General features: G+C 34.2%; 23 protein-coding genes, 1 tRNA gene, 2 pseudogenes and 1 riboswitch. Of the genes and pseudogenes, 14 read left to right on the top strand and 12 right to left on the bottom strand.

What is annotated here, in order from left to right; genetic code table 11:
* Positions 1 to 298 precede the first annotated feature (298 nt).
* Positions 299 to 1,264 (top strand): sugar-binding transcriptional regulator, encoded by a 966-nt coding sequence (locus GYM76_RS05700; RefSeq protein WP_220224844.1) that lies wholly within the window; start codon positions 299 to 301, stop codon positions 1,262 to 1,264.
* A 53-nt stretch (positions 1,265 to 1,317) separates the two neighbouring features.
* Here the strand turns inward: GYM76_RS05700 and pssA are convergent, their stop codons facing one another.
* Together pssA and ydiK are read right to left on the bottom strand one after the other, a co-directional pair.
* Positions 1,318 to 2,673 (bottom strand): CDP-diacylglycerol--serine O-phosphatidyltransferase, encoded by a 1,356-nt coding sequence (gene pssA, locus GYM76_RS05695; RefSeq protein ID WP_220224843.1) that lies wholly within the window; start codon positions 2,671 to 2,673, stop codon positions 1,318 to 1,320.
* A 132-nt stretch (positions 2,674 to 2,805) separates the two neighbouring features.
* Positions 2,806 to 3,858: an AI-2E family transporter YdiK gene (gene ydiK / locus GYM76_RS05690; protein WP_220224842.1), complete on the bottom strand. Its 1,053-nt coding sequence runs from the start codon at positions 3,856 to 3,858 to the stop codon at positions 2,806 to 2,808.
* A 102-nt stretch (positions 3,859 to 3,960) separates the two neighbouring features.
* On the opposite strand from ydiK, the gene eco reads away from it, so the two are divergent.
* From eco to ribB, 6 genes and pseudogenes are all read left to right on the top strand, one after another.
* Positions 3,961 to 4,455, top strand: coding sequence for a serine protease inhibitor ecotin (eco, locus tag GYM76_RS05685; protein ID WP_220224841.1), 495 nt, complete (start codon positions 3,961 to 3,963; stop codon positions 4,453 to 4,455).
* Positions 4,456 to 4,760: 305 nt separating this feature from the next.
* Positions 4,761 to 5,870 (top strand): extracellular solute-binding protein, encoded by a 1,110-nt coding sequence (locus GYM76_RS05680; RefSeq protein WP_220226203.1) that lies wholly within the window; start codon positions 4,761 to 4,763, stop codon positions 5,868 to 5,870.
* Positions 5,871 to 5,970: 100 nt separating this feature from the next.
* Complete coding sequence (gene potG, locus GYM76_RS05675; RefSeq protein ID WP_220224840.1) at positions 5,971 to 7,107, top strand: putrescine ABC transporter ATP-binding subunit PotG; 1,137 nt, start codon at positions 5,971 to 5,973, stop codon at positions 7,105 to 7,107.
* A 324-nt stretch (positions 7,108 to 7,431) separates the two neighbouring features.
* Positions 7,432 to 8,304, top strand: a pseudogene (gene potH, locus GYM76_RS05670) (putrescine ABC transporter permease PotH); the annotation flags it as partial.
* A 237-nt stretch (positions 8,305 to 8,541) separates the two neighbouring features.
* Positions 8,542 to 9,300, top strand: a complete 759-nt coding sequence (locus GYM76_RS05665) for an ABC transporter permease subunit (RefSeq protein ID WP_370632617.1) — start codon at positions 8,542 to 8,544, stop codon at positions 9,298 to 9,300.
* 109 nt (positions 9,301 to 9,409) lie between these two features.
* Positions 9,410 to 9,548: riboswitch (FMN riboswitch) on the top strand.
* A 146-nt stretch (positions 9,549 to 9,694) separates the two neighbouring features.
* Complete coding sequence (gene ribB, locus GYM76_RS05660; RefSeq protein WP_220224838.1) at positions 9,695 to 10,333, top strand: 3,4-dihydroxy-2-butanone-4-phosphate synthase; 639 nt, start codon at positions 9,695 to 9,697, stop codon at positions 10,331 to 10,333.
* A gap of 42 nt (positions 10,334 to 10,375) precedes the next feature.
* On the opposite strand, the gene GYM76_RS05655 is transcribed toward ribB, so the two are convergent.
* The 3 genes from GYM76_RS05655 to GYM76_RS05645 are packed head-to-tail and all read right to left on the bottom strand — an operon-like array spanning position 10,376 to position 12,613.
* Positions 10,376 to 11,476, bottom strand: coding sequence for a M20 peptidase aminoacylase family protein (locus GYM76_RS05655; protein WP_220224837.1), 1,101 nt, complete (start codon positions 11,474 to 11,476; stop codon positions 10,376 to 10,378).
* Positions 11,477 to 11,490: 14 nt separating this feature from the next.
* On the bottom strand, positions 11,491 to 11,964 hold the full coding sequence (locus GYM76_RS05650; RefSeq protein WP_065563280.1) for a YjiG family protein: 474 nt from the start codon (positions 11,962 to 11,964) through the stop codon (positions 11,491 to 11,493).
* Positions 11,957 to 12,613 (bottom strand): nucleoside recognition domain-containing protein, encoded by a 657-nt coding sequence (locus tag GYM76_RS05645; RefSeq protein ID WP_065734480.1) that lies wholly within the window; start codon positions 12,611 to 12,613, stop codon positions 11,957 to 11,959. Before GYM76_RS05645 ends, GYM76_RS05650 begins: the two co-directional genes overlap by 8 nt.
* Before the next feature lie 591 nt (positions 12,614 to 13,204).
* On the opposite strand from GYM76_RS05645, the gene GYM76_RS05640 reads away from it, so the two are divergent.
* The 4 genes from GYM76_RS05640 (at position 13,205) to GYM76_RS05625 (ending at position 15,288) form a co-directional block, all read left to right on the top strand.
* Positions 13,205 to 13,528 carry a multidrug efflux SMR transporter gene (locus tag GYM76_RS05640; RefSeq protein WP_065734479.1) on the top strand — a complete coding sequence of 108 codons (324 nt, stop codon included), beginning with the start codon at positions 13,205 to 13,207 and terminating at the stop codon, positions 13,526 to 13,528.
* Positions 13,529 to 13,551: 23 nt separating this feature from the next.
* Positions 13,552 to 13,866, top strand: a complete 315-nt coding sequence (locus GYM76_RS05635; protein ID WP_220224836.1) for a multidrug efflux SMR transporter — start codon at positions 13,552 to 13,554, stop codon at positions 13,864 to 13,866.
* An 83-nt stretch (positions 13,867 to 13,949) separates the two neighbouring features.
* A tRNA-Lys gene (locus GYM76_RS05630) sits at positions 13,950 to 14,025 on the top strand.
* A 930-nt stretch (positions 14,026 to 14,955) separates the two neighbouring features.
* Positions 14,956 to 15,288, top strand: coding sequence for a multidrug efflux SMR transporter (locus GYM76_RS05625; RefSeq protein WP_065563209.1), 333 nt, complete (start codon positions 14,956 to 14,958; stop codon positions 15,286 to 15,288).
* A 148-nt stretch (positions 15,289 to 15,436) separates the two neighbouring features.
* Here the strand turns inward: GYM76_RS05625 and GYM76_RS05620 are convergent, their stop codons facing one another.
* A complete protein-coding gene (locus GYM76_RS05620; protein WP_065563210.1) occupies positions 15,437 to 16,039 on the bottom strand; it encodes a peroxiredoxin C in 603 nt (200 codons plus the stop codon).
* Between the two features lie 125 nt (positions 16,040 to 16,164).
* Positions 16,165 to 17,475 carry an ATP-dependent RNA helicase SrmB gene (gene srmB / locus GYM76_RS05615; protein WP_220224835.1) on the bottom strand — a complete coding sequence of 437 codons (1,311 nt, stop codon included), beginning with the start codon at positions 17,473 to 17,475 and terminating at the stop codon, positions 16,165 to 16,167.
* A 243-nt stretch (positions 17,476 to 17,718) separates the two neighbouring features.
* Here srmB and trmA point away from each other — a divergent pair, with 243 nt between their 5' ends.
* The 3 genes from trmA (at position 17,719) to GYM76_RS05600 (ending at position 21,247) form a co-directional block, all read left to right on the top strand.
* Positions 17,719 to 18,819: a tRNA (uridine(54)-C5)-methyltransferase TrmA gene (gene trmA / locus GYM76_RS05610; RefSeq protein WP_220224834.1), complete on the top strand. Its 1,101-nt coding sequence runs from the start codon at positions 17,719 to 17,721 to the stop codon at positions 18,817 to 18,819.
* Positions 18,820 to 19,170: 351 nt separating this feature from the next.
* Positions 19,171 to 19,857 carry a heavy metal response regulator transcription factor gene (locus tag GYM76_RS05605; RefSeq protein WP_065563213.1) on the top strand — a complete coding sequence of 229 codons (687 nt, stop codon included), beginning with the start codon at positions 19,171 to 19,173 and terminating at the stop codon, positions 19,855 to 19,857.
* Positions 19,835 to 21,247 carry a heavy metal sensor histidine kinase gene (locus GYM76_RS05600; RefSeq protein ID WP_220224833.1) on the top strand — a complete coding sequence of 471 codons (1,413 nt, stop codon included), beginning with the start codon at positions 19,835 to 19,837 and terminating at the stop codon, positions 21,245 to 21,247. Before GYM76_RS05605 ends, GYM76_RS05600 begins: the two co-directional genes overlap by 23 nt.
* Here the strand turns inward: GYM76_RS05600 and GYM76_RS05595 are convergent.
* The 5 genes and pseudogenes from GYM76_RS05595 to GYM76_RS11110 all read right to left on the bottom strand — a co-directional run.
* Positions 21,240 to 21,440: a YaeP family protein gene (locus GYM76_RS05595; protein ID WP_220224832.1), complete on the bottom strand. Its 201-nt coding sequence runs from the start codon at positions 21,438 to 21,440 to the stop codon at positions 21,240 to 21,242. The two genes, GYM76_RS05600 and GYM76_RS05595, sit on opposite strands and share 8 nt — an antisense overlap.
* Positions 21,441 to 21,477: 37 nt before the next feature.
* Positions 21,478 to 22,440, bottom strand: coding sequence for a lipopolysaccharide heptosyltransferase RfaC (gene rfaC, locus GYM76_RS05590; RefSeq protein WP_220224831.1), 963 nt, complete (start codon positions 22,438 to 22,440; stop codon positions 21,478 to 21,480).
* A 2-nt stretch (positions 22,441 to 22,442) separates the two neighbouring features.
* Positions 22,443 to 23,483 carry an ADP-heptose--LPS heptosyltransferase RfaF gene (rfaF, locus tag GYM76_RS05585; protein WP_220224830.1) on the bottom strand — a complete coding sequence of 347 codons (1,041 nt, stop codon included), beginning with the start codon at positions 23,481 to 23,483 and terminating at the stop codon, positions 22,443 to 22,445.
* 11 nt (positions 23,484 to 23,494) lie between these two features.
* Positions 23,495 to 24,421, bottom strand: a complete 927-nt coding sequence (rfaD, locus tag GYM76_RS05580) for an ADP-glyceromanno-heptose 6-epimerase (RefSeq protein ID WP_220224829.1) — start codon at positions 24,419 to 24,421, stop codon at positions 23,495 to 23,497.
* A 118-nt stretch (positions 24,422 to 24,539) separates the two neighbouring features.
* Positions 24,540 to 24,650 (bottom strand): annotated as a pseudogene (locus tag GYM76_RS11110) (CBS domain-containing protein); the annotation flags it as partial.
* Positions 24,651 to 24,656: the final 6 nt, after the last annotated feature.

The raw sequence follows: 24,656 nt of genomic DNA, 5'->3' as shown, positions 1-24,656 counted from the left end.
TAAAATACAAGTTAGCTAAGTCATAATAGCTCATCAACCAATTTGCCATTACCAAACAAGATCTATTTCTCATCCTAATGAAGAAAAATATATATGTTAAATTATGTTCTGCATTGATTAAATTGATAATAATTTTAATAATTTAACTATACAAAGATAGTGCAAATCTCGAAAATTAAAGATTATTAATCGATAAACTAAACATTGCGAAATCATTTATTAGATATGGAGAATGGCAAGCTAGAGGATTTTGTAATATATTAACAATCAGCTAAGCTAAGAATGAAAGGCAAGCCTAATGGATATATTTGAAGATAAACAAGAGTCAGAACTACTTACTGAAATTGCCGTTGCCTACTATGAGTATGAACAAACGCAAGAAGAGATTGCCAAGAGATTTGGTCTTTCACGTATTAAAGTAGGGCGTTTGCTAAAAAAAGCGAGAGCGGAAGGGATTGTTGAGATTAATGTCAAATATCACCCAATTTTTAGCTCCCGTATTGAACAGCAATTCGTTAATAATTTTGGTATTAAAAGAGCGTTAATTGCTTTAGATCACCAAGATGAGGATGAGCAACGACGACAAGTGGCGGCACTTGTTTCAAATTATCTATCCAGTACTTTAAAAAATGGTATGACAGTAGCGGTTGGGCAAGGGCGTAATGTGGCTGCAATTGCTAGTCATGTAGGCGTTTTTCCTGAAAAACAGTGTAAATTTATCTGTGGTATTGGTGGTACTCAGCGCGTTGGAGAGATTATCGATGCCGATCATATCAGCCGTAGCTTTGCGAGAAAATTTAACGCAAGTAGCGAAACTCTGTATGCGCCAGCTTATGTTGAGAATCGTGAACTGAAACGTGCGTTTATGCAAAATCGGGTTATTAAAGATACGATAGAACGCGCTAGCAAAGCTGATATTGCGTTAGTTGGTATTGGTGATATGAATGAAAACTGTTACATGGTGCAGCTGGGCTGGTTTACTCCGCAAGAAGTTACATATGCGACTTTGAATCAAGGTGTTGTTGGTGATATTGCAGGTTATGGTTTTTTTGATATAAATGGCAATCCTGTTGATACAACCATGAATGATCGGGTAATTGGTTTAAGTATTGATGAGCTACGTAACATTCCTTGTGTTATTGCCATTGCATCAGAAAACACTAAAGCGACAGCAATTTTAGGTGCGCTTCGCTCTGGTGTCATTGATATTATTGCTACTAGTGCTTCAAATGCTAGGATGGTGTTAAACCTAAATAAAATTTAAGTTGTATATAAGCTATTTGTGTAACAAATAGCTATTTATTATCACTTTGTTAATTATAATAAACGCTTAATAATTCTATCAACCCGAATTCGGCTTAATCGTTTAATTAATTTATGTACATTTTTAGGATAGAACAGGCTAGCTTGAATTTGTTGAAAATGCGTAACTAAGGTCGTTTTTTCACGAATTGCGACAAGTTCTTGTTTGATTTGTTTTTGTAATTCATGTTTTGGATCGTGGATTAATATTGCATTTTCCAGATCTAAACGCCATGCTCTAGGATTAAGATTATTACCTGTGATCATCATCCAGCTATCATCGACCCAAATACCTTTTAGATGATAGGTTTGATCGCCATCTTTCCATAACCTAATGATTAACTGTTCTTTGTCTATGAAATTTTGAAGGCGTTCAACAAAGCGTCTTAAGTTGATTTCATATAAATAGGGTAGTCCACCCGAAATATTAAATGGCTGATCTTCTGGAATATAAAAGTCGTTAGCCACTTTATCACCAATAATGATCTCAACTTGTTTACCTTTTCTTAGGAGACGAATAATATCGCGCACTAATATATTGGGTAGATTGAAATACGGAGTACAAAATATAATTTTTTGTTTTGTGACATTTATTAAATGGTGAATGACCTTATTGAGCTGATTATTTCGCCCAAGACCAACAATTGGAGAGACCGATAATGTATCATTATCCGTATCTGCCACATATTGATAATTTGCGTCGGTAAGATTTTGACGTAACGCTTTAATTTCTGGTTTAATTTGTTTGCGAGTTTTATGTTCACTAACATCTAAACGTTGCACCCCTTCAGCAGAAAGGAAATTGTTATTGACGTAATTGACCATGGTGTCAGATAGCGCTTTATTGGTTATAAAGTGATATCTGTCATAGCGGTATTTATCCAGTTTATGTAAATATACATTGTTGATACTCGCACCACTATAAATCACGGTGTCATCGATGATCAAACCTTTTAAGTGTAGTACACCAAGTACTTCACGGCGATTAACGGGGACACCATAAATAGGAATATCAATATTTGGATGTTGCTGTTTTAGATCATAGTAATACCGAGCATTCGTTTGGGCTTTATCTTCACCTATTCGTCCACGTTGAGCACGATGCCAATCAACAAAAATCTTGATATCTAAATCTGGGTGCGCTGTTTTTGCTTGATAAAGTGCATCAAGTACCTCACGGCCGGCTTCATCTTTTTCTAAATAAAGTGCAACAATGTAGATACGGTGCTTAGCTTTCATGATATGCTCAAGCAATGTAATTCGATAAGATGTTGGATCGTATACAATATGATATTGCTCAGCATTTTGCTGAAGTTTTGCTAATTCATTTAGATGCTTTTGATGGTTGTATTTAATAAATGGTATTCGCATGATTTAAATATCATTAAAACTGACACAAAGTGTAGAATATCACAATTTATGTCAGAAAATAACACTCCTATTTTTCATAGGTTATCCTATGTTTAAATTAATCTGTTTTTATTCAGTCTATTAACTCAATATTTAAGATTGTTCATTAACCCAAGTTTGAATAATTTTATAGCTTAATGCTAGCACGACTGGACCAATAAATAGTCCCATAATACCAAAAGCCAGAATACCTCCAATTACACCAAAAAGTATAAGTAAGAAAGGTAGATCGGCCCCTTTTTTTATCAAATATGCTCGCATTACGCTATCTAGTGTGGTTAATATGATGGCAACTACAATTAATACAATACCTGATACGATATGACCATCCCAAAATTGCCAAATAATACAGCCAATCATTACGATAACTGGTCCAATTTGAGCAACACAGCAGATGAATAAAATAAGGGTTAATATGCCTGGAAATGGCATTTTGGTAATAATAAAGCTTAAGCCACCAATTAAAGCTAATGTAATGGCGGTGACAACCACGCCTAATGCAACCGCTCGTATAGATTGACCGGCTAATGTAACGGTAGTTGTTCCATATTGTTTAGATAAACGATTAGCTAAAACATAAACATATTTAGTAATGCTTTCACCTTTAAGAAATAGTAATAAACTAAATATAATCATCACACCAGCATGGAATATGAAAACGCCAATGTTGGTGACTTGTTCTAATAGCCAGCCAATCATTGTACCAATATAGGGTTGAATATCAGATACTAATTCCGACCCATCGGTTTTAATAATTTCGAGCCATTTTTGGTGTAGCTCCTCACCAAACATAGGAACATTTATTAACCAGTCAAAAGTAGGTAATTCTCTATGAGATAGGTTTCTAACCCATTCGATAAGGTAATGTCCATTTTGAGCGACACTACTAATGATGAGAAGAAAAGGAATGACACAAACAAATGCCAATATTAATGCCATAACTAACAGTGATAACCAACGTTTATTAAACAGCTTTTGTTGGATTTTTATCATTAATGGCCAAGTAGCAATAACCACCATAACAGCCCAAAAAAAGCCAAACAAAAATACTTCTATCACTCGATAAGTTACTGTTATAAGTAAACCTATCAGTAATAGATTTAAAATTAGCTTTAGTAAATCATCGTTTTTTTTTTCTGCTGGCATTTTTACCTCATATTCTTTAATCTAGATAATGTTATTATACGCATTATGTTTTGAAAAGCATACGATGTCGTATCAATTAGACAATTTTCTTGGAGATATAAAATGAAAAAATTAATGTTGTTAGTTTTGATGGGTGTAACATTATCAGCGTGTGCAAATACACAAAAAGTTCCTCAAGTTGCGCAAAAATTGAATGAAATCGCGCCATATCCTAACGCTAAAGTCGGTGCTACGCGTTATGTGATTCATCTTCCTAGCTTAAAAGATGAAGCTAACGCAAAAGTAGAAATATTAGTTGGTAAAGATATGAATGTAGATTGTAATGCACATAATTTAGGTGGGGTAATTAAAGAAAAAGAGCTTAAAGGATGGGGATATTCTTATTACGAAGTTGAAGAAGTTAAAGGAACGCTTTCAACCATGATGGCTTGCCCTGAAAGTGCTAACAAAAACCAGTTCGTTACAATCAGACATAATTTAGGTTTATTAAATTATAACAGTCAGTTACCATTGGTATTTTATGTACCAAACGATGTAACAGTTAGATATAGAATTTGGCAACCAGATTCAAAAGTTTTGCAAGCCACTGCCGAATAAAAAACGTTAATTAATTGTTAATAGCTCGCTAACAAAGGGCTGATTGATTAAAATATAGTCATTCGGTCCTTAATCTAAGTTTATTTGATTTTTTATGTAGACATCTGTAAAAAAAAAGGTATTTTATCCCTCGTAATGCAAGGTTAGCTCTACTTGTTCATTAATTCAATTAATGACTCGTAATTGCCTGATTACCTCGGTTTCGCCGTTAATTAAGATAATGGTAAAATTTGGGGGTCCGTTGTGTTTCACAATGGGCTTGTGTCTAACATGTAATATCCCTAACTAGAGGAGAAGTGGTGAGCATGTTTACTCAACGTAAAACAATTCTTTCAATCATAGCTGGTGTTTCACTAGCATTATCTCAATCTGCTATAGCTAAAGATCGCGTTGTGCATTTTTATAATTGGGCAGGTCAAATTGGTAACGATACTATCACTGATTTTCAAGAATCGACTGGTATCAAATTAGTTTATGATGTGTATGACTCTAATGAAGCACTTGAAGGTAAATTAATGGCCGGTCATTCTGGTTTTGATGTAGTTTCACCTTCTGATAGTTTTTTAGCAAGACAGATCAAAGCTGATATCTATCTGCCATTAGATAAAAGTAAATTACCAAATTGGAAAAATCTTGATCCTAATTTGATGAAATTAATGGCAAACCACGATCCTGATAATAAATATGCAATTCCTTATGTATGGATGACGACAGGTATTGGTTATAACATTGATAAAGTTAAAGAACGTCTTGGCGATAATGCTCCAGTTGATAGTTGGGATCTAGTCTTTAAACCTGAAAATATGGAAAAACTTAAAGATTGTGGTGTTGCTTACTTAGATGCGCCAACTGAAATCTTTGCAAGTGCACTTAAATATTTAGGTAAAGATCCGAACAGTACTGATGCGAAAGATTATACCGGTGCCGCTTACGAGTTGTTAGAAAAAGTAAGACCAAATATTCGTTATTTCCATTCATCACAATATATAACTGATTTAGCTAACGGTGATATTTGTGTAATTTTAGGTTGGTCAGGTGATATATTACAATCTCGTGACAGAGCTAACGAAGCAAATAATGGTGTGCATATTGGCTACCATATTCCTAAAGAAGGTGCATTAGTATTTTTTGATACATTTGCTATTCCTAAAGATTCAGCTAATCCTGATGAAGCTCACGAGTTTTTAAACTTCGTTATGATTCCAGAAATTGCTGCACAGGTAACTAATGATGTTAACTTTGCTAGTGCAAATAAAGCGGCTAACGATCAGTTTGTAAGACCAGCAGTGAAAAATGATCCTGCAGTTTATCCAAAACCAGAAGTTATGGAAAAATTATTTACCCTTACAGTAAAAGATCCTAAGCTCGAACGTGTGATTACTCGCACATGGACAAAACTTAAAACGGGTAAATAACCGTTTGAACGTCAAATTATTGACTTATATATTCTAGGCGGAGAGGTTTAATAACCTTTCCGTCTCGTTTTTTTTGGCTTGTTGTTATGAGGAAAAAAGTGTGAACAATAAAACAACAAATCAGGTACAGCCTAAAAAAAAGATGATAACTCCATTATTGGAGATCAAAAATTTAACTAAAGTTTTTAATGACGACTATTATGCCGTCGATGATGTAAATTTAACCATTTATGATGGGGAAATTTTCGCCTTATTAGGTGCATCGGGTAGTGGTAAATCGACCTTATTGCGTATGCTTGCAGGGTTTGAACAACCAACATCCGGACAAATTATTTTAGATGGTAAGGATTTATCACAAGTTCCTCCTTACAATCGTCCAATTAATATGATGTTTCAATCGTATGCTCTTTTTCCTCACATGACGGTTGAGCAAAATATTGCTTTTGGTCTTAAACAAGATAGATTAGCTAAAAGCGACATTAAACAGCGTGTAGAAGAGATGTTAGCGCTTGTACACATGGAGCAATTTGGTAAACGTAAGCCTCATCAACTATCTGGTGGTCAAAGACAACGAGTTGCTTTAGCAAGAAGTCTAGCCAAAAGACCAAAACTTCTATTATTAGATGAACCGATGGGCGCTTTGGATAAACAACTTCGTGATCGTATGCAACTTGAAGTGGTTAGCATTTTAGAACAAGTTGGTGCGACCTGTGTAATGGTAACCCATGATCAGGAAGAAGCGATGACAATGGCAGGGCGCATTGCGATTATGAACAAAGGTCAATTTGTGCAAATTGGTGAGCCTGAAGAGATTTACGAGCATCCAAATAGTCGTTATAGCGCTGAGTTCATCGGTTCAGTAAATGTGTTTGATGGCATTTTACAAGAAACATTAGAAGATGGATTAATTATTAGTTGTCCTATGATTAAGCACTCTTTAAAAGTTGATTATGATTCACCCGCTGTCGAAGGGGTTCCTATTCAAGTTGCCTTAAGACCTGAAAAAATCAAACTTTGTGATGAAATTGCTGAGGATGCCTATAACGTTGCAACAGGTGAAGTTGTTGAAATTGCTTATTTAGGCGATCTTTCAATTTATCACGTAAAATTGCAAAGTGGTCAGATAATTATTGCACAGCTACAAAACGAACATCGCTATCGTAAAGGTATGCCTACTTGGGGTGATATTGTCAACCTTAGTTGGGAAATCGATAGTTGTGTTGTGCTTACTGAATAAACACAAGAGGATATATTGATGCGATCCATTATATGGGGTTTGTTATTAAATGCCTTGGTGTTACTAGGTATTTATTTACGTTTTGTAACAACAAATGCATTTGACAATCTTTTTTTAGATGCGTTATTTACATCAATGGTATTAAGCTTTTTATTATCATGTTTAGGTGCATATTTAGCGCATTATAAACCATCTAAATTTGCTTATCGGTTGATAATAGCTGGTAGTATTTTATATATACCTGAATTAGTCGGTTTGGTTGCTATCTATTATGCTTATAAAAAGATGCGACAACAACGTGATGATTCTGACTTAATGACATTATATGGTCGTTTGTTAGTTATCGCGATTCCTTACTTTTGGATGCTGTTACTCTTTTTATTACCATTTTTAATCGTATTTAGAATCAGCTTTTCGGAAGTGGCGATAGCCGTTCCTCCTTATACTGAACTTTTTAGTTATGAAGATGGACTGGTAAATATTGTTTTAAATTTTGGTAATTATCTAAATTTATTAGCTGATACTATTTATCTAGACTCCTATTTACAGTCATTGAAAGTGGCTGCAATTTCGACATTATTATGTATTTTGATTGGTTATCCATTAGCATGGGCTATATCGCAATGCAAACCATCTACTCGAAATATTTTATTATTATTGATTATATTACCATCATGGACATCATTTTTAATTCGTGTTTATGCGTGGATTGGAATATTGAATCCTAATGGTTTGTTAAATCATTTCTTAATGTGGTTAGGTGTTATTGATCAACCGCTAATCATTATGAAAACTTATCTAGCTGTTTATATCGGTATTGTATATTCTTACTTACCATTTGTTGTGTTACCAATTTACACATCATTAAGTAAAGTCGATTCAACCCTAATTGAAGCAGCATTAGATTTAGGCTGTAAGCCAATCAAAACCTTCTTTAGGATTATTGTACCATTAACTAAAAATGGTGTTATTGCTGGAGCCATGTTGGTATTCATTCCGGCGGTTGGGGAATATGTAATCCCTGAACTGTTAGGGCCTTCAGATAGTCTAATGATTGGTACTCAGCTATGGGCTGAATTCTTTAATAATCACGATTGGCCAGCCGCATCAGCTGTCGCAACAGTGATGTTATTGATATTAATTGTCCCTATCTATTACTTTAACAAATTCCAAAACCGACAAATGGGAGGTAAATAAATGAATAATTTACCATTAATCGTGCGATCAGCATTGATTGTTTTTATCTCCGCATTCTTAGGTTCATTGGTGCTATCGGTTTTGATTTCAGGATTTGCTTTATTAAGTAGTAGTAGCTTATATGTGGGATGTTTTGTCTTCAGTCTTATTTTGACAATTATTGTAACGATATCATTGCTAGGTAAATTTTTAAAAGGATTAATTCTATTATTAGTGTTTTCCTTTTTATATATACCGATGATCATCTTGATTGTTTATTCTTTCAATAGTTCAAGACTTGTAACTGTTTGGTCTGAATTTTCAACTAAATGGTATTTTGAATTGATCCATAATGAAGCCTTACTTAAAGCGGTAGGATTGAGCCTTTCTATTGCTGCGGGTGCTGCATCATTAGCAATCGTACTTGGTACCTTAGCTGCTTATGCCATAATACGATATAGACGATTCCGAGGTTCTAATTTGTTTTCGTTTATGACAACGGCACCACTAGTTATGCCAGATGTAATAACCGGCTTGGCATTACTATTGTTATTTGTTGGAATGGGACAAGTACTTGGTTGGCCAACACAAAGAGGTGCAATTACTATTTGGCTCGCTCATGCAACATTTTGTACCGCTTATGTGACAGTCGTTATTAGCGCAAGATTACGAGAGTTAGATAGGTCAATTGAAGAGGCGGCATTAGATTTGGGTGCTAATCCATTAAAGGTATTTTTCATTATAACGTTACCTATGATTGCTCCAGCTCTTGTATCTGGTTGGTTATTGGCATTTACTTTATCACTTGATGATGTGGTTATCGCTAATTTTGTGACAGGGCCAGGTGCGATGACCTTACCAAAACTGGTATTTTCTAAAGTCCGATTAGGGGTTGATCCTCAAGTTAATGCCTTAGCGACAATTATTTTATTAATTGTTGGTATTATTGGCTTCATTTCATGGCTTTGGATGCGTCGAGCTGAAAAACGGCATTTGCGTGAAATTCGAATGCATTAATTGCCTCATCAAAAATTGCCGCTTTATGCGGCAATTTATTTATCCTCATAAAATATACGTGTTTTTTTTATTGAATTATATTATAGTGTTTGAAGTCAGTTCACTGACAAAAAATTCTCAGGGCGGGGCGCAATTCCCCACCGGTGGTATAGCCCACGAGCGCTTAATAAAATAGATTTTATTAAGGACTAGCAGATTTGGTGAGATTCCAAAGCCGACAGTTAAAGTCTGGATGAAAGAGAGTAGCTTATCTTTTCTATATTTGCGCTATAGCAAAATCACTATGGTCAAGCACTTGCCCTGATTCTGGTATTTAATATATTTATAACTTAATGAATTCATATTTATTAAGAATAAATATAATTAGTTTAATAAAACAGGATAGGTATTTACCATGAATCAGTTTAACTTAAATGAATTCGGAACACCCATCGAGCGTGTCAAAAAAGCAATCGCATCAATCAAAGCTGGATCTGGCGTATTAGTGCTAGATGATGAAGATCGCGAAAACGAAGGCGATATTATTTGGGCTGCACAAACAATTACAACACAACAAATGGCGCTAACGATTCGATATGGAAGTGGTATAGTTTGTCTATGTATGCCACAATCTTTTTGCGATAAATTAGAGTTGCCAATGATGGTTGCTAACAACACCAGTAAAAACCAGACCGCTTTTACTATTACTATTGAAGCTGCGAAAGGCGTAACAACTGGCGTATCGGCTGCGGACAGAGTCACTACGGTAAAAGCTGCGGTTGCAGATAATGCAAAACCAAGTGATTTAAATCATCCAGGTCATGTCTTTCCATTAGTCGCAAAAGAGAATGGTGTCTTGAGTCGTCGAGGTCATACAGAAGCCTCTGTTGATTTAGTTTCATTAGCGGGCTTTAAACCAGCAGCAGTAATTTGTGAATTAACGAATGATGATGGAACAATGGCTAGAGCACCACAAGTTGTCGAATTTGCTAAAAAGCATCAGTTACCAGTAGTGACAATTGATGATATTGTGGCCTATCGTAAATCATTATAAGCCTTTCAAGAAACCGCCGAAATATTCGGCGGAATAATTTACTTAACCCAAAACTTTTAAAGCACAAGTTTTAGTGATTTTTACACCATTTTCTAATGCTGATGTATCAAAAGTCATATCTGGATGATGTAGACCTGGTGTTAAGTCAACACCCAATCCCCAAAAACCTGATTTTACATCTCTTTCACGAGGATAATTGAAAAAATCTTCTCCACCTGGGGTAAAAATAGGATCTTTTAATCCATCTTTGCCAAGCACATCTATAATAGATTCAGCAATAATTTTTGTGACTTCATCATCAATTTCAGCTGCTGGTATCTCTTTTGATACTTTGATATCAGCTTTAGCACCAATTGATGCAACGCTGAGTTCGATTGCTTTAAGTGTTTTTGCTTTTAAATCATCCATGGCAGGATTAGTTGGGGCTCTTAAATCCCAACAAACATAGGCCTCTGATGGAATAGCATTCGTTACACCTGCATCACATATACAACGCGTTGCTTTCACGCTATAAGTTAAGCTAGGCGCTAGATGAATAGTATTCACAGCTTGAATTGCCATAGTTGCAGCATCTAATGCATTTACGCCTAAATGTGGTCTTGCACCATGAGCAGGAATACCATGAATATTTACTTCAACTGTCGTTGAGGCTGAATAAAACATGGCAGCTGATGCACAGCCTTTTGGGCATTCATCTTTAGGACGTACATGTAAGCCAATGATCATATCAACATCGTCAATAGCACCGCCTTCTATCATGGCTAAAGCACCTGAACCTAACTCTTCAGCAGGTTGAAAAATTAGCTTTAATTTTCCTTTTTTTATATTACCTTCTTTAATGAGTTCTTGGGCTGCAGTTAATAACATTGATGAGTGACCGTCATGTCCACAAGTGTGTCTCGCACAGTGTTCACCTTCAATGATATGACCTAGAGCATCCATATCAGCTCGTAATGCTAACACTGGACCGGGTTTTCCACTGTCAAATTCAGCAATAATTCCTGTGGTATTGTTAATGTTTCGTGTTACTTTATAGCCAGCAGCTTCAAGTTTATCCGCGATATAGGCTGAGGTTTTAAATTCTTCAAAACCCAACTCAGGAATTTGATGTAAATAGTGGTAATGTTCAAGTACATTAGACATAGATATCTCCTTTATCACACTATAAATCGCATGATGATCATCGCAATTAAAGCATTAACTATACTGTTAAGCATTAATAGTGGCCAATATTTTTTAGGTACATCAGCAACACCCAATAAACGTCCCATATATTGTAATTGTGAGCCCATTAAGAAAATAGCTGGTGCTAAGATCGTGATATCAACACCACTTAAAATACCGCCAGAAATTAAATTTACAGCAACACCCGTTCCTGCTGAAGCTGATAGCCAAGCGGTCAACAATACCGTTATAGCTTCACCCGGTAAACCAAATAGCCCCATAACGGGTGCAAATACTTCACCGATTAATTGCATCAAACCTAATCTTTTTAATATTTCCGTGATAACAAATGCCATAATAATGTTAGGCATTAAATTGTTTATTGCAATATTGAAACCTTTTCGAGCACCAATAACGAAAATATCTAATGGATTGTTAGTCTGTTTTTGATTGGTTGAGTTATTCATTGATAAAATCCTTTTTATAAACTGAATTTAAAATCATGCGTACTAAAATTGCACCAACGAATTTCAATACAATCATAATGACTAATGGTGTAAATATTGCGACAGTCATTGAAGCGAAAAGCGCAGAACCAATAGAAAAATAGTTATTAATTAAGCCTGCTCCTGAATATTGCCAGGCGCTGATAATGATAAGATCTTTTTTACTGATCTGTTTTTCATCATACAACTCTTTAGTTAATACGGCTCCAGCGTCAGTACTTTGTAAATCAGTAATTAACGCAAGACCCGTTTTACCAGGAACCCCTAAAATAGGTTTAAGAAGGGGAGTTAATAGTTTGTGAGCTGCACGAATTGTACCGTAATGGGTAAAAATTTCTAAAACACCTAACGCAAGCATCACTGTCGGTATTAGTGATAAGGCAAAAATAAAGCCGGCTCTGGCGCTATTTCCACCTTCACCAACAAAGGTATTTTTTTCAGGGTGAAGCATCGTACCAAACTTACCACTTAAGCTGGTAAAATCAAATGCACCTAACCAAGCTTTTCCATCCACGTTATAAAATAGCCCGGAAAAAAACAGTATGGCAACAACTAGTGACACATAGGCCTTTATTCCGACTTTAAACTCATTGTCCGATTTATTTGACATTGTCTATTCCTTTTTGATTTATCTGACTTATTTTCTAATATAAATATTAAATAAGTTACACTTAAAGTACTTGAATTATTTTGATTTAAAATGAATTAAAATACTAAGCGACGTATTCTATATTGATTTAATTGAAAAAAAACCCCTTTCCTCAACTTTTTTTTTAAATTAGATAGATTTTATTCGTCAATTACGCGTTGAGTAAGATTGATCATTTGCTGGGATTAAGGATAGGATCTAAGCTATATTAAGTTATCATTTTTGGTAATTGATTTAAGTTAAATGGATTAATTTTATTTCGGATTTTCTCTCAATTTTTGAGAAAGTTATTTAAAAGCATACAATTATCAATAATTCTAGACTTGCCATTTTTCATCCGTCATTATAGAATTGTTAATAAATAGTAAGAAATAGCATTAAAGTGTTTCAGAAACTATCGATATTATATATAAGGTTGAACTGTTTCTCTGCATAAACATCATAATCTTTAGGTGGCAAATGTTTTAGTTTGCGAACCGTCTTTTGTTTTCATTAAGCACATTAATGAAATAATAAAATTAAGCAATATAAACAAAAAATAATGAGGTCATTATGTACAGCAGGAATAAAGAGTGGGTATTTGTTGTTCTCACCTGCTTTTTTGAATTGTGTTGGGTATTTGGTTTTACTACTGCGAGCCAGTGGTGGCATTGGGTGATTGTTGTATTAGTCATTATTGTTGATTTTACGTTTTTAACTAATGCATGTAAGACTATTCCTACAGGCACTGTCTATGCAATATTTTCTGGTGTTGGCGCGATTGGCTCATTACTGATTGATATGGTTGTATTTGGCAAACAAATTAAACTGATTGAAATATTTTTTGTAGCATTAATTATCATTGGTGTTGTGCAATTAAAACGAGCTGATAGCTAATTAACTAAAATTTGGATTGAGATATGGGATGGTTATTTATTTTAACTGCTGCAATTTTCGAAGTTATTGGCGCTATAGGTCTTAAGCTATACTCGCAACAAAAAAGCTTGTTGCGATTAATATTTTATTGGGGTGGTTTTTTTGTTTCATTTATACTATTTTATTTTTCACTCAAGTATCTGGATTTAAGTATAGTTTATCCAGTGTGGGTAGGGCTAGGTACTTCGGGTGCGGTTTTGGCTAATATGCTCATCTTCAATGAACCGAAGAATTTCACTCGAATATTTGGGCTGAGTGTGATTATTATCGGTATCGTTGGTTTGCATGTGACTATTTAGTCGTAAATGAGTTTATATTAATTTGAGAATAGAGGATTTGCATTAGAATATAAAGTTATATAGAATATCCCCACTAACTAAATGGGTTGTTAGCTCAGTCGGTAGAGCAGTTGACTCTTAATCAATTGGTCGCGGGTTCGATCCCCTCACAACCCACCATTCACCAGATTCATCCAATACTATTATCCCACATCTTGGAAAATAATTATTGATTTATTAAGGCGTTACATATACTATTTCTCTTCTATGAAGTTGAATCATAGATTTGTTATGATTCTTAATAGCACGTTATAATTATTTAAGTATAGAAATTCCAAATGTTTTCACTAACTACAGGCCAAGTAATTCTAATTCTGTTAATAGTTGCACCGTTTTATTTTTGGTATATCTATTTACCAATTCTTCTCATAGGTATTCTTTTGCTTTGTTTCAATAGAAAGAAGCGAGAAAATGAGACAAATAGGTTTTATTATAAAGTTGGTAAATTTTTAATTGGATTTATCATTGTTAGCTTAATTATTTCATTATTAAGCATTTTGTGTTTACTTAATAGCTGAATATTTTTTGAGATGATGCTGATAAGATAAGAGTATTGAATGCTAATTGAAGTGCGGTATTTAATCGAACTTGAACAATTTTTTCAATGTTTGAGATTGAATCGACTACCGAAATCTTTTAATAGGGTATTTTTTATTTTATCAAAAATAGTGAGCAATTGTCGTGCTGATTAACATATTTAATCGTTTAGCGTAATTTATAAAAAGTTCTGAATCAAATGTATAAATCAATGAAAATTGATAATGACTTTAAGGGACTCATCACTCGAAAAGTAATATACTAAAAAGTAATCCGTTTTCTTTTAACTTTTTACTTTATTATTGAGGAGTGGTATATTACATCAAGGTGTTGAGTGGATAATAAACGTTATATGTTTAATAAGTATTTTTTTAATAGCTCTTTTCTGATCCCTCATACCCCTGCATTTATTCTATTTTTTCCTGAATTGTGTGTTTACTGAGTTTGTATAGATCACACTAAGATTTATGGCGAGTCTTCATTTTTTATTTCAACTAACTTATGAGTCATAATATGAATTCATATCTATTACTTTTTATTGCAATTATTTGTGAAGTGATTGCAACTTCTTCATTAAAACTTTCTAACGGTTTTACGCATTTAATGTATTCAATAATTACTATTATTGGTTATAGCGCGTCATTTTATGTTCTTTCATTGGCCTTAAAAACTATTCCTGTCGGTATTGCTTATGCGATTTGGTCGGGGATCGGGATTATTATTATCAGTTTGATAGCTTGGATTTTTATGAAGCAATCTTTAGATCTAGCAGCATTAATTGGTATGGGCTTTATTATATTTGGTGTGGTTATTATTAACCTATTTTCAAATGTTAGCGGGCATTAATATAAACATATTGCGTTGATAATAACTTAAATACTATTTGAACGTTATCTGACTGTAGTTCGCGTTTGAACATAAAAAAACCGGAGTTGTACTCCGGTTTGCGTTTTTAAAATATTTCTAAGCTAATTATAATAGCATGTTTCTCAACTTAGATTTCATTAGCGTGTTGTTTTAAGTAGCTAGCAACGCCATTTGGATTTGCTTGCATTCCTTGCTTTCCTTTTGTCCATTGTGCAGGACAAACTTCGCCATGTTCTTCATGGAATTGGAAAGCATCAACAATACGCAGCATTTCATCAATATTACGACCGATTGGTAAATCATTAATTGTTTCATGACGAACAACGCCTGATTTATCGATAAAAAATGATGCACGAAGAGCAACACCTGCTTCAGGATGTTCAACACCATAAGATTGCATAATGCTATGTTTTATATCGGCAACGATAGGGAATTTCACTTCTCCGATACCACCTTTATCTTGTGGTGTATTACGCCATGCATTATGAACATATTCTGAGTCCATTGAGACACCAATTACTTCAACACCACGTTTTTTGAACTCTTCTAAACGGTGATCGAATGCAATAATTTCTGATGGGCATACAAAAGTGAAGTCCATAGGCCAGAAAAATACTACGGCATATTTACCTTTAATATGCTCAGCTAAATTAAAATTATTTACAATTTCGCCAGTACCTAGTACTGCTGCTGAAGTAAAATCTGGTGCTTTACGAGTGACTAATGTCATAAAATTTTTTCCTTGTGTAGCTAATGTATATACTGAATATGCGTTTTATTATATCAATCTTAGCCAATACGCCAAGTTGTTATCAGCAATTGATTTCATAAGTTTAACCTATGGTAAATAAATTATTATTCGGTTTTAGTTATCGTTTTATTGGGTTTTCCCTTATTTTTAATGTCTCGGTGACGTTGTTTTAACTTTTTCTTTTTAGTCTCTTCTTGCTTTTTAGCCGCATTTTTTTGTTTAGCTTTTTGCGAAGGTTTCTTTTTTGTTACTGGTTTAGGTGCTTTGGTTTTTGGGCGTAGTTCATCAATTGTTCTTAATTTGATAGGCTCACGAATATAACGTTCAATTTTTTGTAATAACTCATTATCGTGTGCCTCAATCAACATAATTGCTGTACCTTTTTTCCCTGCTCTAGCGGTTCGACCAATTCGATGTAGATAAACATCAGCCGTTTTAGGTGCATCAAAATTTATAACATGGGTAATATCGTTAATATCTATCCCTCTAGCAGCAACATCAGTTGCGACCAGTACGTTGACCGTGTTGTTATTCATCCGTTTGATAGCTTCGTTACGTTTGGCTTGAACCATTTCTCCTTCTAAATAACAACTATGAATTCCCGCTTGATGCAGCAGTGAAACCAATTCATGTACACGTTCACGTTTACGAACAAAGACGATAGTTTTTTTAACTTCTTTCTGCTTTAATAAGTGAGTTAACAATGCGACTTTATGTGTTAAATCATCAGCACGATAATAAAATTGTAAAATCTTCTTTCGTTCTTTTCGGGAAGGATCAGCATTGATTTCAACAGGTTCGTTAAGAATTCGATTAGCAAAACTATGTAAACCTTCACCTTCTAACGTTGCTGAAAATAATAATGTTTGTTTACGCCAGCGCGTTTCAGCTGAAATGGTTTCAACGTCTTGAGCAAACCCCATATCTAACATGCGATCGGCTTCATCCAAAATTAGCATTTCAACTGCACGACAATCAAAGTTTTCTTCTTTAATGTATTGTAATAGACGTCCGGTTGTTGCAATGACTATATCCTGATTTTTGCTGAAAACTTCGGCATGATTCATATAAGCAACTCCACCTGTAATCGTGGCTATACTCAAGTGTGTTGACTTTGTTAGTAGTTTTGCCTGTTCAGCTATTTGCATAGCTAATTCTCGAGTGGGGGTTAAGATTAATATTCTTGGAGGTCCAGGTTTTCGACGCGGAAAATCAAGCAGATGTTGTACTGCTGGAATTAAAAATGCCAATGTTTTACCTGTTCCTGTCGGAGCTGATCCTAGAACATCTTTACCGTCTAGGGCTACAGGGACAGTTTGTGCTTGTATTACTGTGGGTTCGTTAATGTTTTGCGCTTGCAGATTTTCAATTAAAATATCATCTAACTGTAAATCAGAGAAAGTTTGCGTTGTCATAGTGCTCTTCTAATCTATCATTTTGCCCCACATTATAACGGCAATCGCTATAACTACAATCTTTATCAGCAACCAATCATATTATATGAAAGTAAAAATTGTTTTAATTGCAGACGCTTTATTTGATAGGCAACTACTGGCGTATGAGCTTATCATAAGCTGGGGATTATGATAGAATTATGATTTTTAGAAATTATAAAATACTATTCACTCTTTATCAAAATTGATGGTCGAATTATAAATATGACAGAATCTTTTTCGAACGATAAATATAACCAGCAGTTACAAAATAAAATAATCAATTTAAAAACGATATTATCTGATTTTCAATTACCCGAGTTAGTGACTTATTCTTCACCTATTAGTCATTATCGAATGCGTGCTGAATTTAGAATTTGGCATAATGGTGATGAGCTTTATCATATAATGTATGATAAGAAAAAAAGAGTCAGAATAGATAGTTTTCCTATTGCCTCAAAACTGATTAACAAGGCAATGCAGTCAATTTTACCTTTAATTCAATATAACGATAATTTACGTCATAAGCTTTTTCAAATTGATTATTTCTCTACACTTAGTGGGCAGTTATTAATAACGCTTTTGTATCATAAAAAATTAGGTGACGAATGGATAATTGCTGCTGAGCGTTTAAAACAACAATTAGCTGAACTAGGGATTAATGCTAATCTGGTTGGTCGAGCAAGTAATCAAAAAATTGCCATTGATGCTGATTATGTTGATGAGGTTTTACCAATATTTGATAAGACTTTTAAGTATCGACAAGTTGAAAACAGTTTTACTCAACCTAATGCGGCTATCAATATAAAAATGTTGGAATGGGCTATTTCGGTAACTAAAGAGTCTAAAGGTGATCTTCTAGAGTTTTATTGTGGTAACGGTAATTTCTCTATTGCATTGGCTCAAAATTTTAATAAAGTCTTAGCAACTGAGATTGCAAAAGCTTCCGTCTATTCAGCACAACATAATATCAAAATCAATAATATTGATAATTTAATTATTGTGAGATTATCTGCTGAGGAGTTTACTTCTGCCATTAGGAAAGAGAGGGATTTTAATCGATTAAATGGTATTAATTTAGAAGATTATCATTGTCAAACTGTGTTGGTAGATCCTCCTCGAGCGGGATTAGACGATAAAACGATTAATATCATTCAAAGTTATGATCGAATTGTCTATATTTCATGTAATCCTTATACTTTAAAAGATAATTTGCAACAACTTACTCAAACGCATTATATAGAACATTTTGCTATGTTTGACCAATTTCCTTATACTGATCATATTGAAACAGGTATTGTATTACGTAAAAAGGAATATCAATAATATTCAAAAACGGTTAATCTGGTTTAAATAAGATAAATTTTATGCCAAATTAACTGTTTTATTCCAATTATTTCATATTAAGTGGTTTAAAAAGCAAAAAAAAACCCTAGATAAACTAGGGCTGCATTAAATTGCAAGGAATGGATGAAAGGAAATAAAACAATGAAACAATACTGTCTAGCCTCATGAATCATTGTGGTGCTACTATAGCAAACCTAAACAGACGTTTTAATGACTGCAAAATTACAAAATAGTCACTGAAATGTCATGATGTCATTTGACTTCCTAATATATCCTATAACTGCATTATGCAATTTCGATAACCTGATAAAACATTAAGGAATATTCAATATGAAATTGTTAGTTGTTGAAGATGAACAAAAAACCGGTGAATATCTTCGTCAAGGTTTAGTTGAATCAGGATTTATTGTAGATCTTACTGATAACGGACTCGATGGTTATCATCGAGCAATGACTGAAGATTATGATCTGATTATTCTTGATGTAATGCTACCTGATATTGTGGGTTGGAAAATTGTACAGTCTTTGCGTGAAGCAGGGAAAGATACTCAAATTATTTTACTTACTGCAATGGGAAGTGTTGAAGATAAAGTGAAAGGACTCAATTTAGGCGCAGACGACTATTTAGTTAAACCTTTTTCTTTCGCTGAATTGTTAGCAAGAATTAAATCCTTATTAAGACGAAACGTTCCACAAGTCAATAATTATCAATTAAGCATTGCTGATTTAATTATGGACTTACCTAAACGAACAGTAACCCGAGGTGATAAAAGAATTGATTTAACGAATAAAGAATTTTTATTACTAGAATATTTTTTACGTTATCCCGGAGAAGTTTTACCAAGATCCCTTATTGCTTCACAAGTATGGGATATGAATTTTGACAGCGATACCAATGTAATTGATGTAGCAATTAGGCGATTGAGGAACAAAATCGATGCCGATTTTGAACCTAAATTAATTCATACAGTCCGTGGAATGGGATATAAATTAGATGTCTTGGATGAAGCAGAGTAACTTCATATCGTTTCGTATACCACTTATCGTATGCCTGCTAACCTGCGGGCTACTTTATTGTTTCAGTTATCTTATTGAACATACGTTTGAAAAAATTTCAATTCAGCAAAATGTTTCGGAATTGAATTCAGTTATTACCTCAATTGAACGTGAACTTACCTATTATTCACCCGATGAAAATCGAGATGAATTCTTTCAAAATCTACTACTCATTTTGACCGGTCATCATCATCTATTTGTTTATATCATTGATGATTCAGGAAAAATTGTGTATCGCACTCGTGGTCCTAATTTATCTATTGCTTTATCACAAGAAGATTTTGAACGATTGATTACCGAAAATAGTACGGCGATTTGGAATATCGATAAATCATCTTATCGTATCGGGGCTTCCAGAGTTCTACTGGATGAAGGGCGTCAATATACGACAATAGTTGCAGTAGCACGTAATTTACAGCTTGAATTTATAAATCGATTGAGAAATGGATTAGGTTTACTAATTGCTATCTCTTGTGTGTTAGCATTGATTGGATCGTTAATTTCCATTTATTACACACAAAAACCAATTAATCGTTTAATTAAAAAAATTGAACGAATTAATATGAAAAGCTTAAATTATCGTATTTCAACAGCTTCGGTTCCTGTAAAATATGTGAGTTTGGTTAAGGCGTTTAATGATATGCTTCATCGAATGGAAGATGTCTTTGAACGACAACGCAATTTTACCGCAGATATTGCCCATGAAATGCGAACACCAATCACAAATCTAACGACACAAACGCAAATTGTTTTAAATAATGCGCGCTCTACAGAAGAGTACCGAGAAATTTTATATTCTAATTTAGAAGAGTATGAAAAAATGTCTCAGATGATCTCGGATATGCTTTTTTTAGCACAAGCCGATAATCATCAGCTAGTACCTAATCTTATCGATATAGATTTACATTCGATGATTAGTTTAATGTGTGAATATTTTGAACCTTTGACTGATGAGAAAAATATTACTTTTGAACTTGAAGGTAATTGTTCTCATATTCAAGGCGATAAAATGATGTTAGGGCGGGCGATAAGTAATATCATCTCCAATGCGATTCGTTATACCCCTGAAAATCAAACAATTAAGATTAAATTGGGTCAACTTACACAAAAACGAATTCAAATTATCATCTCTAACCCTGGTAAAAAGATTGAAAGTCGTCATTTACCTCATCTTTTTGACCGCTTTTATCGAGTTGATGAATCGCGTCATCGAAATAACAAAGATAGCTCAGGTACCGGAATTGGTTTGGCTATTGTAAAATCGATTATCGATACACATAAGGGGCATATTTATGTTGAATCAGATGATCTGTCTACACGTTTTATAATCAATCTTCCGACCGTTATTTAACATCATAATCACTTATTAAGAGATTAGCTGCAGCGTATGCGGCTTTTTCTCTTAGATCTTGCGGTACTAGTTGATTATCGACTACTTCATTAAGTACCATCATTACCGCAACTAACGCATCTTCAATATAACCTAAATCATTACTGCCAATTTGAGCATATCTTTCACGAATTAGCTCATGATATTTGTTCATATTATTATCTTCCTATTTTTTGAAACTCAAATACAATTTAAATAAACGCAGTTAAAATTTGATAAACTTCATTGGATGTGATTGATTGCATCGTTTTATCTTTTGAAATGATGCTGTGTTGGTTTTTGCCATATCCTCCAATTAGGTTTGGATCGGTTTTTCCAAATAAAGTTATATTAGGACGATCTAGTGCCGCTGTTAAATGGCTTAATCCTGTATCTACTGACACTACAGCTTTTGAACCCGCAATAACCGTTGCGATTTCGTTAAGAGAAAGCTTTGGTAATACTTCAACGTGATTAAATCCTTGTGCTAAGCGTAAAGCCCGTTCTTGCTCATGAGGAGCTCCCCATGGTAGTTTAATCCTTAGTCCTGTTGGTTGAATTAATTTAATTAATTCTCGCCATGCTTCTTCTGTCCAATGCTTTTCTTCACGAGTAGTAGCATGAAGGAAGACTAAATAGTTTTGGTTATCATCAGGTAACGCAGATAAGAAATGACGAGCAATAGCATAATCACCGATTGAATCAGGCTGCAAATAATTAAGACTTTTAGCAAACAACATACGAACACGTTCTATCGCATGCATCTGTTTAGGGACATGATGTTTAACATCATAAAACCAACTAGCGATGGGTTCTTTGATGCTTTGACGATCTAAGCCATGCTTAATACCTCGCGCTTTACGAGTAATTAAAAATGCGCTTTTTATTAAACCTTGAGCATCAATAATGCAATCATACTGTTGTCGTCTTAAATGTTCTATAAATTGGTGACGTTCTTGACGAACCGTTTTAGCAAACCAGTTTTTTCGCCAACGCCTTATTGCAACTGGGATAACTTCATCTACAGCAAAATGCCAACTTGGAATCTGTGAAAAGTTTTCTTCAACTACCCAATCAAATGTAATATTTGGTAGATTGTTGGCGGCATCGGTTAAAGCCGGTAAAGTATGCAACACATCACCCATTGATGAAGTTTTAACAACCAATACACGCATAATTAATTACTCTTTTCACAGCGAACGATAAGTTTCATCAATGTTTCAAAAACATGATCGGGTTTTATATCAATTAGACTTTGATGATAACCTTGCTCACTATCACCTTTACGGACGCGGTGGTAGCCAGTAATGAGTCTAATGACTTCTGCTTTATTTGATAATGGGGGAGTAAAATCAGGGCTACTTGGTCCATAAAGTGCAACTAAAGGCTTATCAAGTGCAGCTGCAACATGCATTAAGCCTGAATCATTAGTGACAATTGCTTTACATGCCGCAATCAAGTTGATCGCTTGTTCTAATTTTGTTTGGCCAGCAAGATTAATACACTGATCACCATGCGCCATTTTGGCAATAATCTGTTCACCAACAGCTTTATCTTTTTCTGAACCAAAGATAATAATTTTAGCATGTTGTTTTACTATCAAATCAGCCAATGCAGCATAGTGATAATCAGGCCAACGTTTAGCAGGGCCAAATTCAGCGCCAGGACAAAATCCAATTAAAGGAACATCTGTAGGAATATTAAAGTTTGATAATGCTTGCTCAACCTCATCCTTTTCAACACTCAGTTTTGGCCATAAAATTGGTTGAGGAATATCTTTTGCTGAATGGATATCTTGTTTAGGGTAGGCAAGGGCGACATAACGTTCGACCATTAATGGAAAAGCTTTTTTATCAAGTATGCGCATATCATTTAATAAACCATAACGCATCTCACCCTTCCAGCCAGTGCGTTTAGGAATTTTAGCAAAGAAAGGAATCAGTGCTGATTTAAATGAGTTAGGTAAAATGATTGCTTGGTCGTATTGACGTAATTCTTTGCCTAGTTGGTAACGTTTAGTTAATGCAAACTCCCCATGATTAATTGGCATAGCAATTGATTGATTGACTTCAGGCATTTTATTCAATAAAGCACGGCACCAAGCTGGTGCCATTACATCAATTTCAATACTTGGCTCTAGATGCTTTAAAGTGCGATATAAACTTTGGGACATCATCATGTCACCAACCCAAGATGGACCAATAATCAGGGTTTTCATTGTTGTTCCTCTTATTGCTCGTTTAACCATTTCATATATTCAGTTGTACCTTGTGCAACTGTTTTAAACTCAATTGGACATCCTGTTTTTCTAAATTTAGTCAAATCAGCTTGAGTAAAGCTTTGGTAACGTCCTTTCAGGTGATCTGGGAAAGGAATATAATCAATTTCACCTTTTTGATGATAATTTAAAACGGCATCAGCTACTGATTGGAAAGATTCAGCTCGTCCAGTTCCACAATTAAAGATGCCAGAAACATTATTTTTCCAGAACCATAAGTTTACCTCAACGACATCTCCAACATAAATAAAATCACGTCTAAAATTATCACTTCCAGTAAATAATTTAGGTTTTTCCCCTTTATTGATTTGTTCATTTAAATGGAATGCGACGCTAGCCATGCTACCTTTATGGTTTTCCCGTGGACCATAAACATTAAAATAACGAAATCCACAAATTTGTGAACTTGCTTGTGGTAATATTTCACGGACATATTGGTCAAATAAGAATTTTGAATAACCATAAACATTTAATGGTTTTTCATAGGAACGCTCTTCAATAAAATTATCGCTCCGACCACCATAGGTGGCAGCTGAAGAAGCATATAAAAAAGGAATATCAAAATCTAAACAATAATGGAGCAAATCCTTAGAATAATTATAATTATTTTCCATCATAAATTTGCCATCCCATTCAGTTGTGGATGAACAAGCACCCTGATGGAAAATAACATCAATATCAAGATTTTCGCCAGATATTATTTCTGCTATAAATTCATCTTTATCCATATAATCAGCAATATCTAAATCGGCTAAATTTGAAAATTTAGTACCATCAGTTAAATCATCTACCACTAAAATATCTTTGTGCCCTAGATCATTTAATCCTTTAACGATATTACTTCCAATAAACCCAGCACCGCCAGTAACAACAATCATAATCACAACCTTTAACTAGTAAAATTGATATAATAACGATTTATTGGCAAATTTTCGAGTATTCATTTCTACATCTTAGTTTTGTTGCTAATGAAATTATGATAAAAAATGACACGATTTAATGGTATATATCAGTTATGTGAATCATACCTATGAATTTTTTATTAACATCAAGTACCGGTAAAACTGTTATTGGTCTTGGTTTGTGTTGTTCCATTATATTTAAAGCATCTGA

Source organism: Gilliamella sp. ESL0443, assembly GCF_019469165.1.
In the GTDB taxonomy this organism is placed as follows: Bacteria; Pseudomonadota; Gammaproteobacteria; order Enterobacterales; family Orbaceae; genus Gilliamella; species Gilliamella apicola_E.
This window is presented reverse-complemented; position numbering and strand designations above follow the sequence as displayed.

Excerpts from the sequence above, each read along its gene's own strand:
- GYM76_RS05645 (WP_065734480.1), bottom strand. The coding sequence starts at position 12,613 with ATGTCAAATAAATCGGACAATGAGTTTAAAGTCGGAATAAAGGCCTAT.
- pssA (WP_220224843.1), bottom strand. The coding sequence starts at position 2,673 with ATGCGAATACCATTTATTAAATACAACCATCAAAAGCATCTAAATGAA.
- GYM76_RS05635 (WP_220224836.1), top strand. The coding sequence starts at position 13,552 with ATGGGATGGTTATTTATTTTAACTGCTGCAATTTTCGAAGTTATTGGC.
- ribB (WP_220224838.1), top strand. The coding sequence starts at position 9,695 with ATGAATCAGTTTAACTTAAATGAATTCGGAACACCCATCGAGCGTGTC.
- srmB (WP_220224835.1), bottom strand. The coding sequence starts at position 17,475 with ATGACAACGCAAACTTTCTCTGATTTACAGTTAGATGATATTTTAATT.
- GYM76_RS05605 (WP_065563213.1), top strand. The coding sequence starts at position 19,171 with ATGAAATTGTTAGTTGTTGAAGATGAACAAAAAACCGGTGAATATCTT.
- rfaD (WP_220224829.1), bottom strand. The coding sequence starts at position 24,421 with ATGATTGTTGTTACTGGCGGTGCTGGGTTTATTGGAAGTAATATCGTT.
- ydiK (WP_220224842.1), bottom strand. The coding sequence starts at position 3,858 with ATGCCAGCAGAAAAAAAAAACGATGATTTACTAAAGCTAATTTTAAAT.
- rfaC (WP_220224831.1), bottom strand. The coding sequence starts at position 22,440 with ATGCGTGTATTGGTTGTTAAAACTTCATCAATGGGTGATGTGTTGCAT.
- GYM76_RS05620 (WP_065563210.1), bottom strand. The coding sequence starts at position 16,039 with ATGACATTAGTCACTCGTAAAGCACCAGATTTTACTTCAGCAGCAGTA.
- GYM76_RS05595 (WP_220224832.1), bottom strand. The coding sequence starts at position 21,440 with ATGAACAAATATCATGAGCTAATTCGTGAAAGATATGCTCAAATTGGC.
- GYM76_RS05600 (WP_220224833.1), top strand. The coding sequence starts at position 19,835 with ATGTCTTGGATGAAGCAGAGTAACTTCATATCGTTTCGTATACCACTT.
- GYM76_RS05665 (WP_370632617.1), top strand. The coding sequence starts at position 8,542 with ATGATCATCTTGATTGTTTATTCTTTCAATAGTTCAAGACTTGTAACT.
- GYM76_RS05625 (WP_065563209.1), top strand. The coding sequence starts at position 14,956 with ATGAATTCATATCTATTACTTTTTATTGCAATTATTTGTGAAGTGATT.
- GYM76_RS05650 (WP_065563280.1), bottom strand. The coding sequence starts at position 11,964 with ATGAATAACTCAACCAATCAAAAACAGACTAACAATCCATTAGATATT.
- GYM76_RS05640 (WP_065734479.1), top strand. The coding sequence starts at position 13,205 with ATGTACAGCAGGAATAAAGAGTGGGTATTTGTTGTTCTCACCTGCTTT.
- eco (WP_220224841.1), top strand. The coding sequence starts at position 3,961 with ATGAAAAAATTAATGTTGTTAGTTTTGATGGGTGTAACATTATCAGCG.
- GYM76_RS05680 (WP_220226203.1), top strand. The coding sequence starts at position 4,761 with ATGTTTACTCAACGTAAAACAATTCTTTCAATCATAGCTGGTGTTTCA.
- trmA (WP_220224834.1), top strand. The coding sequence starts at position 17,719 with ATGACAGAATCTTTTTCGAACGATAAATATAACCAGCAGTTACAAAAT.
- GYM76_RS05700 (WP_220224844.1), top strand. The coding sequence starts at position 299 with ATGGATATATTTGAAGATAAACAAGAGTCAGAACTACTTACTGAAATT.
- rfaF (WP_220224830.1), bottom strand. The coding sequence starts at position 23,483 with ATGAAAACCCTGATTATTGGTCCATCTTGGGTTGGTGACATGATGATG.
- GYM76_RS05655 (WP_220224837.1), bottom strand. The coding sequence starts at position 11,476 with ATGTCTAATGTACTTGAACATTACCACTATTTACATCAAATTCCTGAG.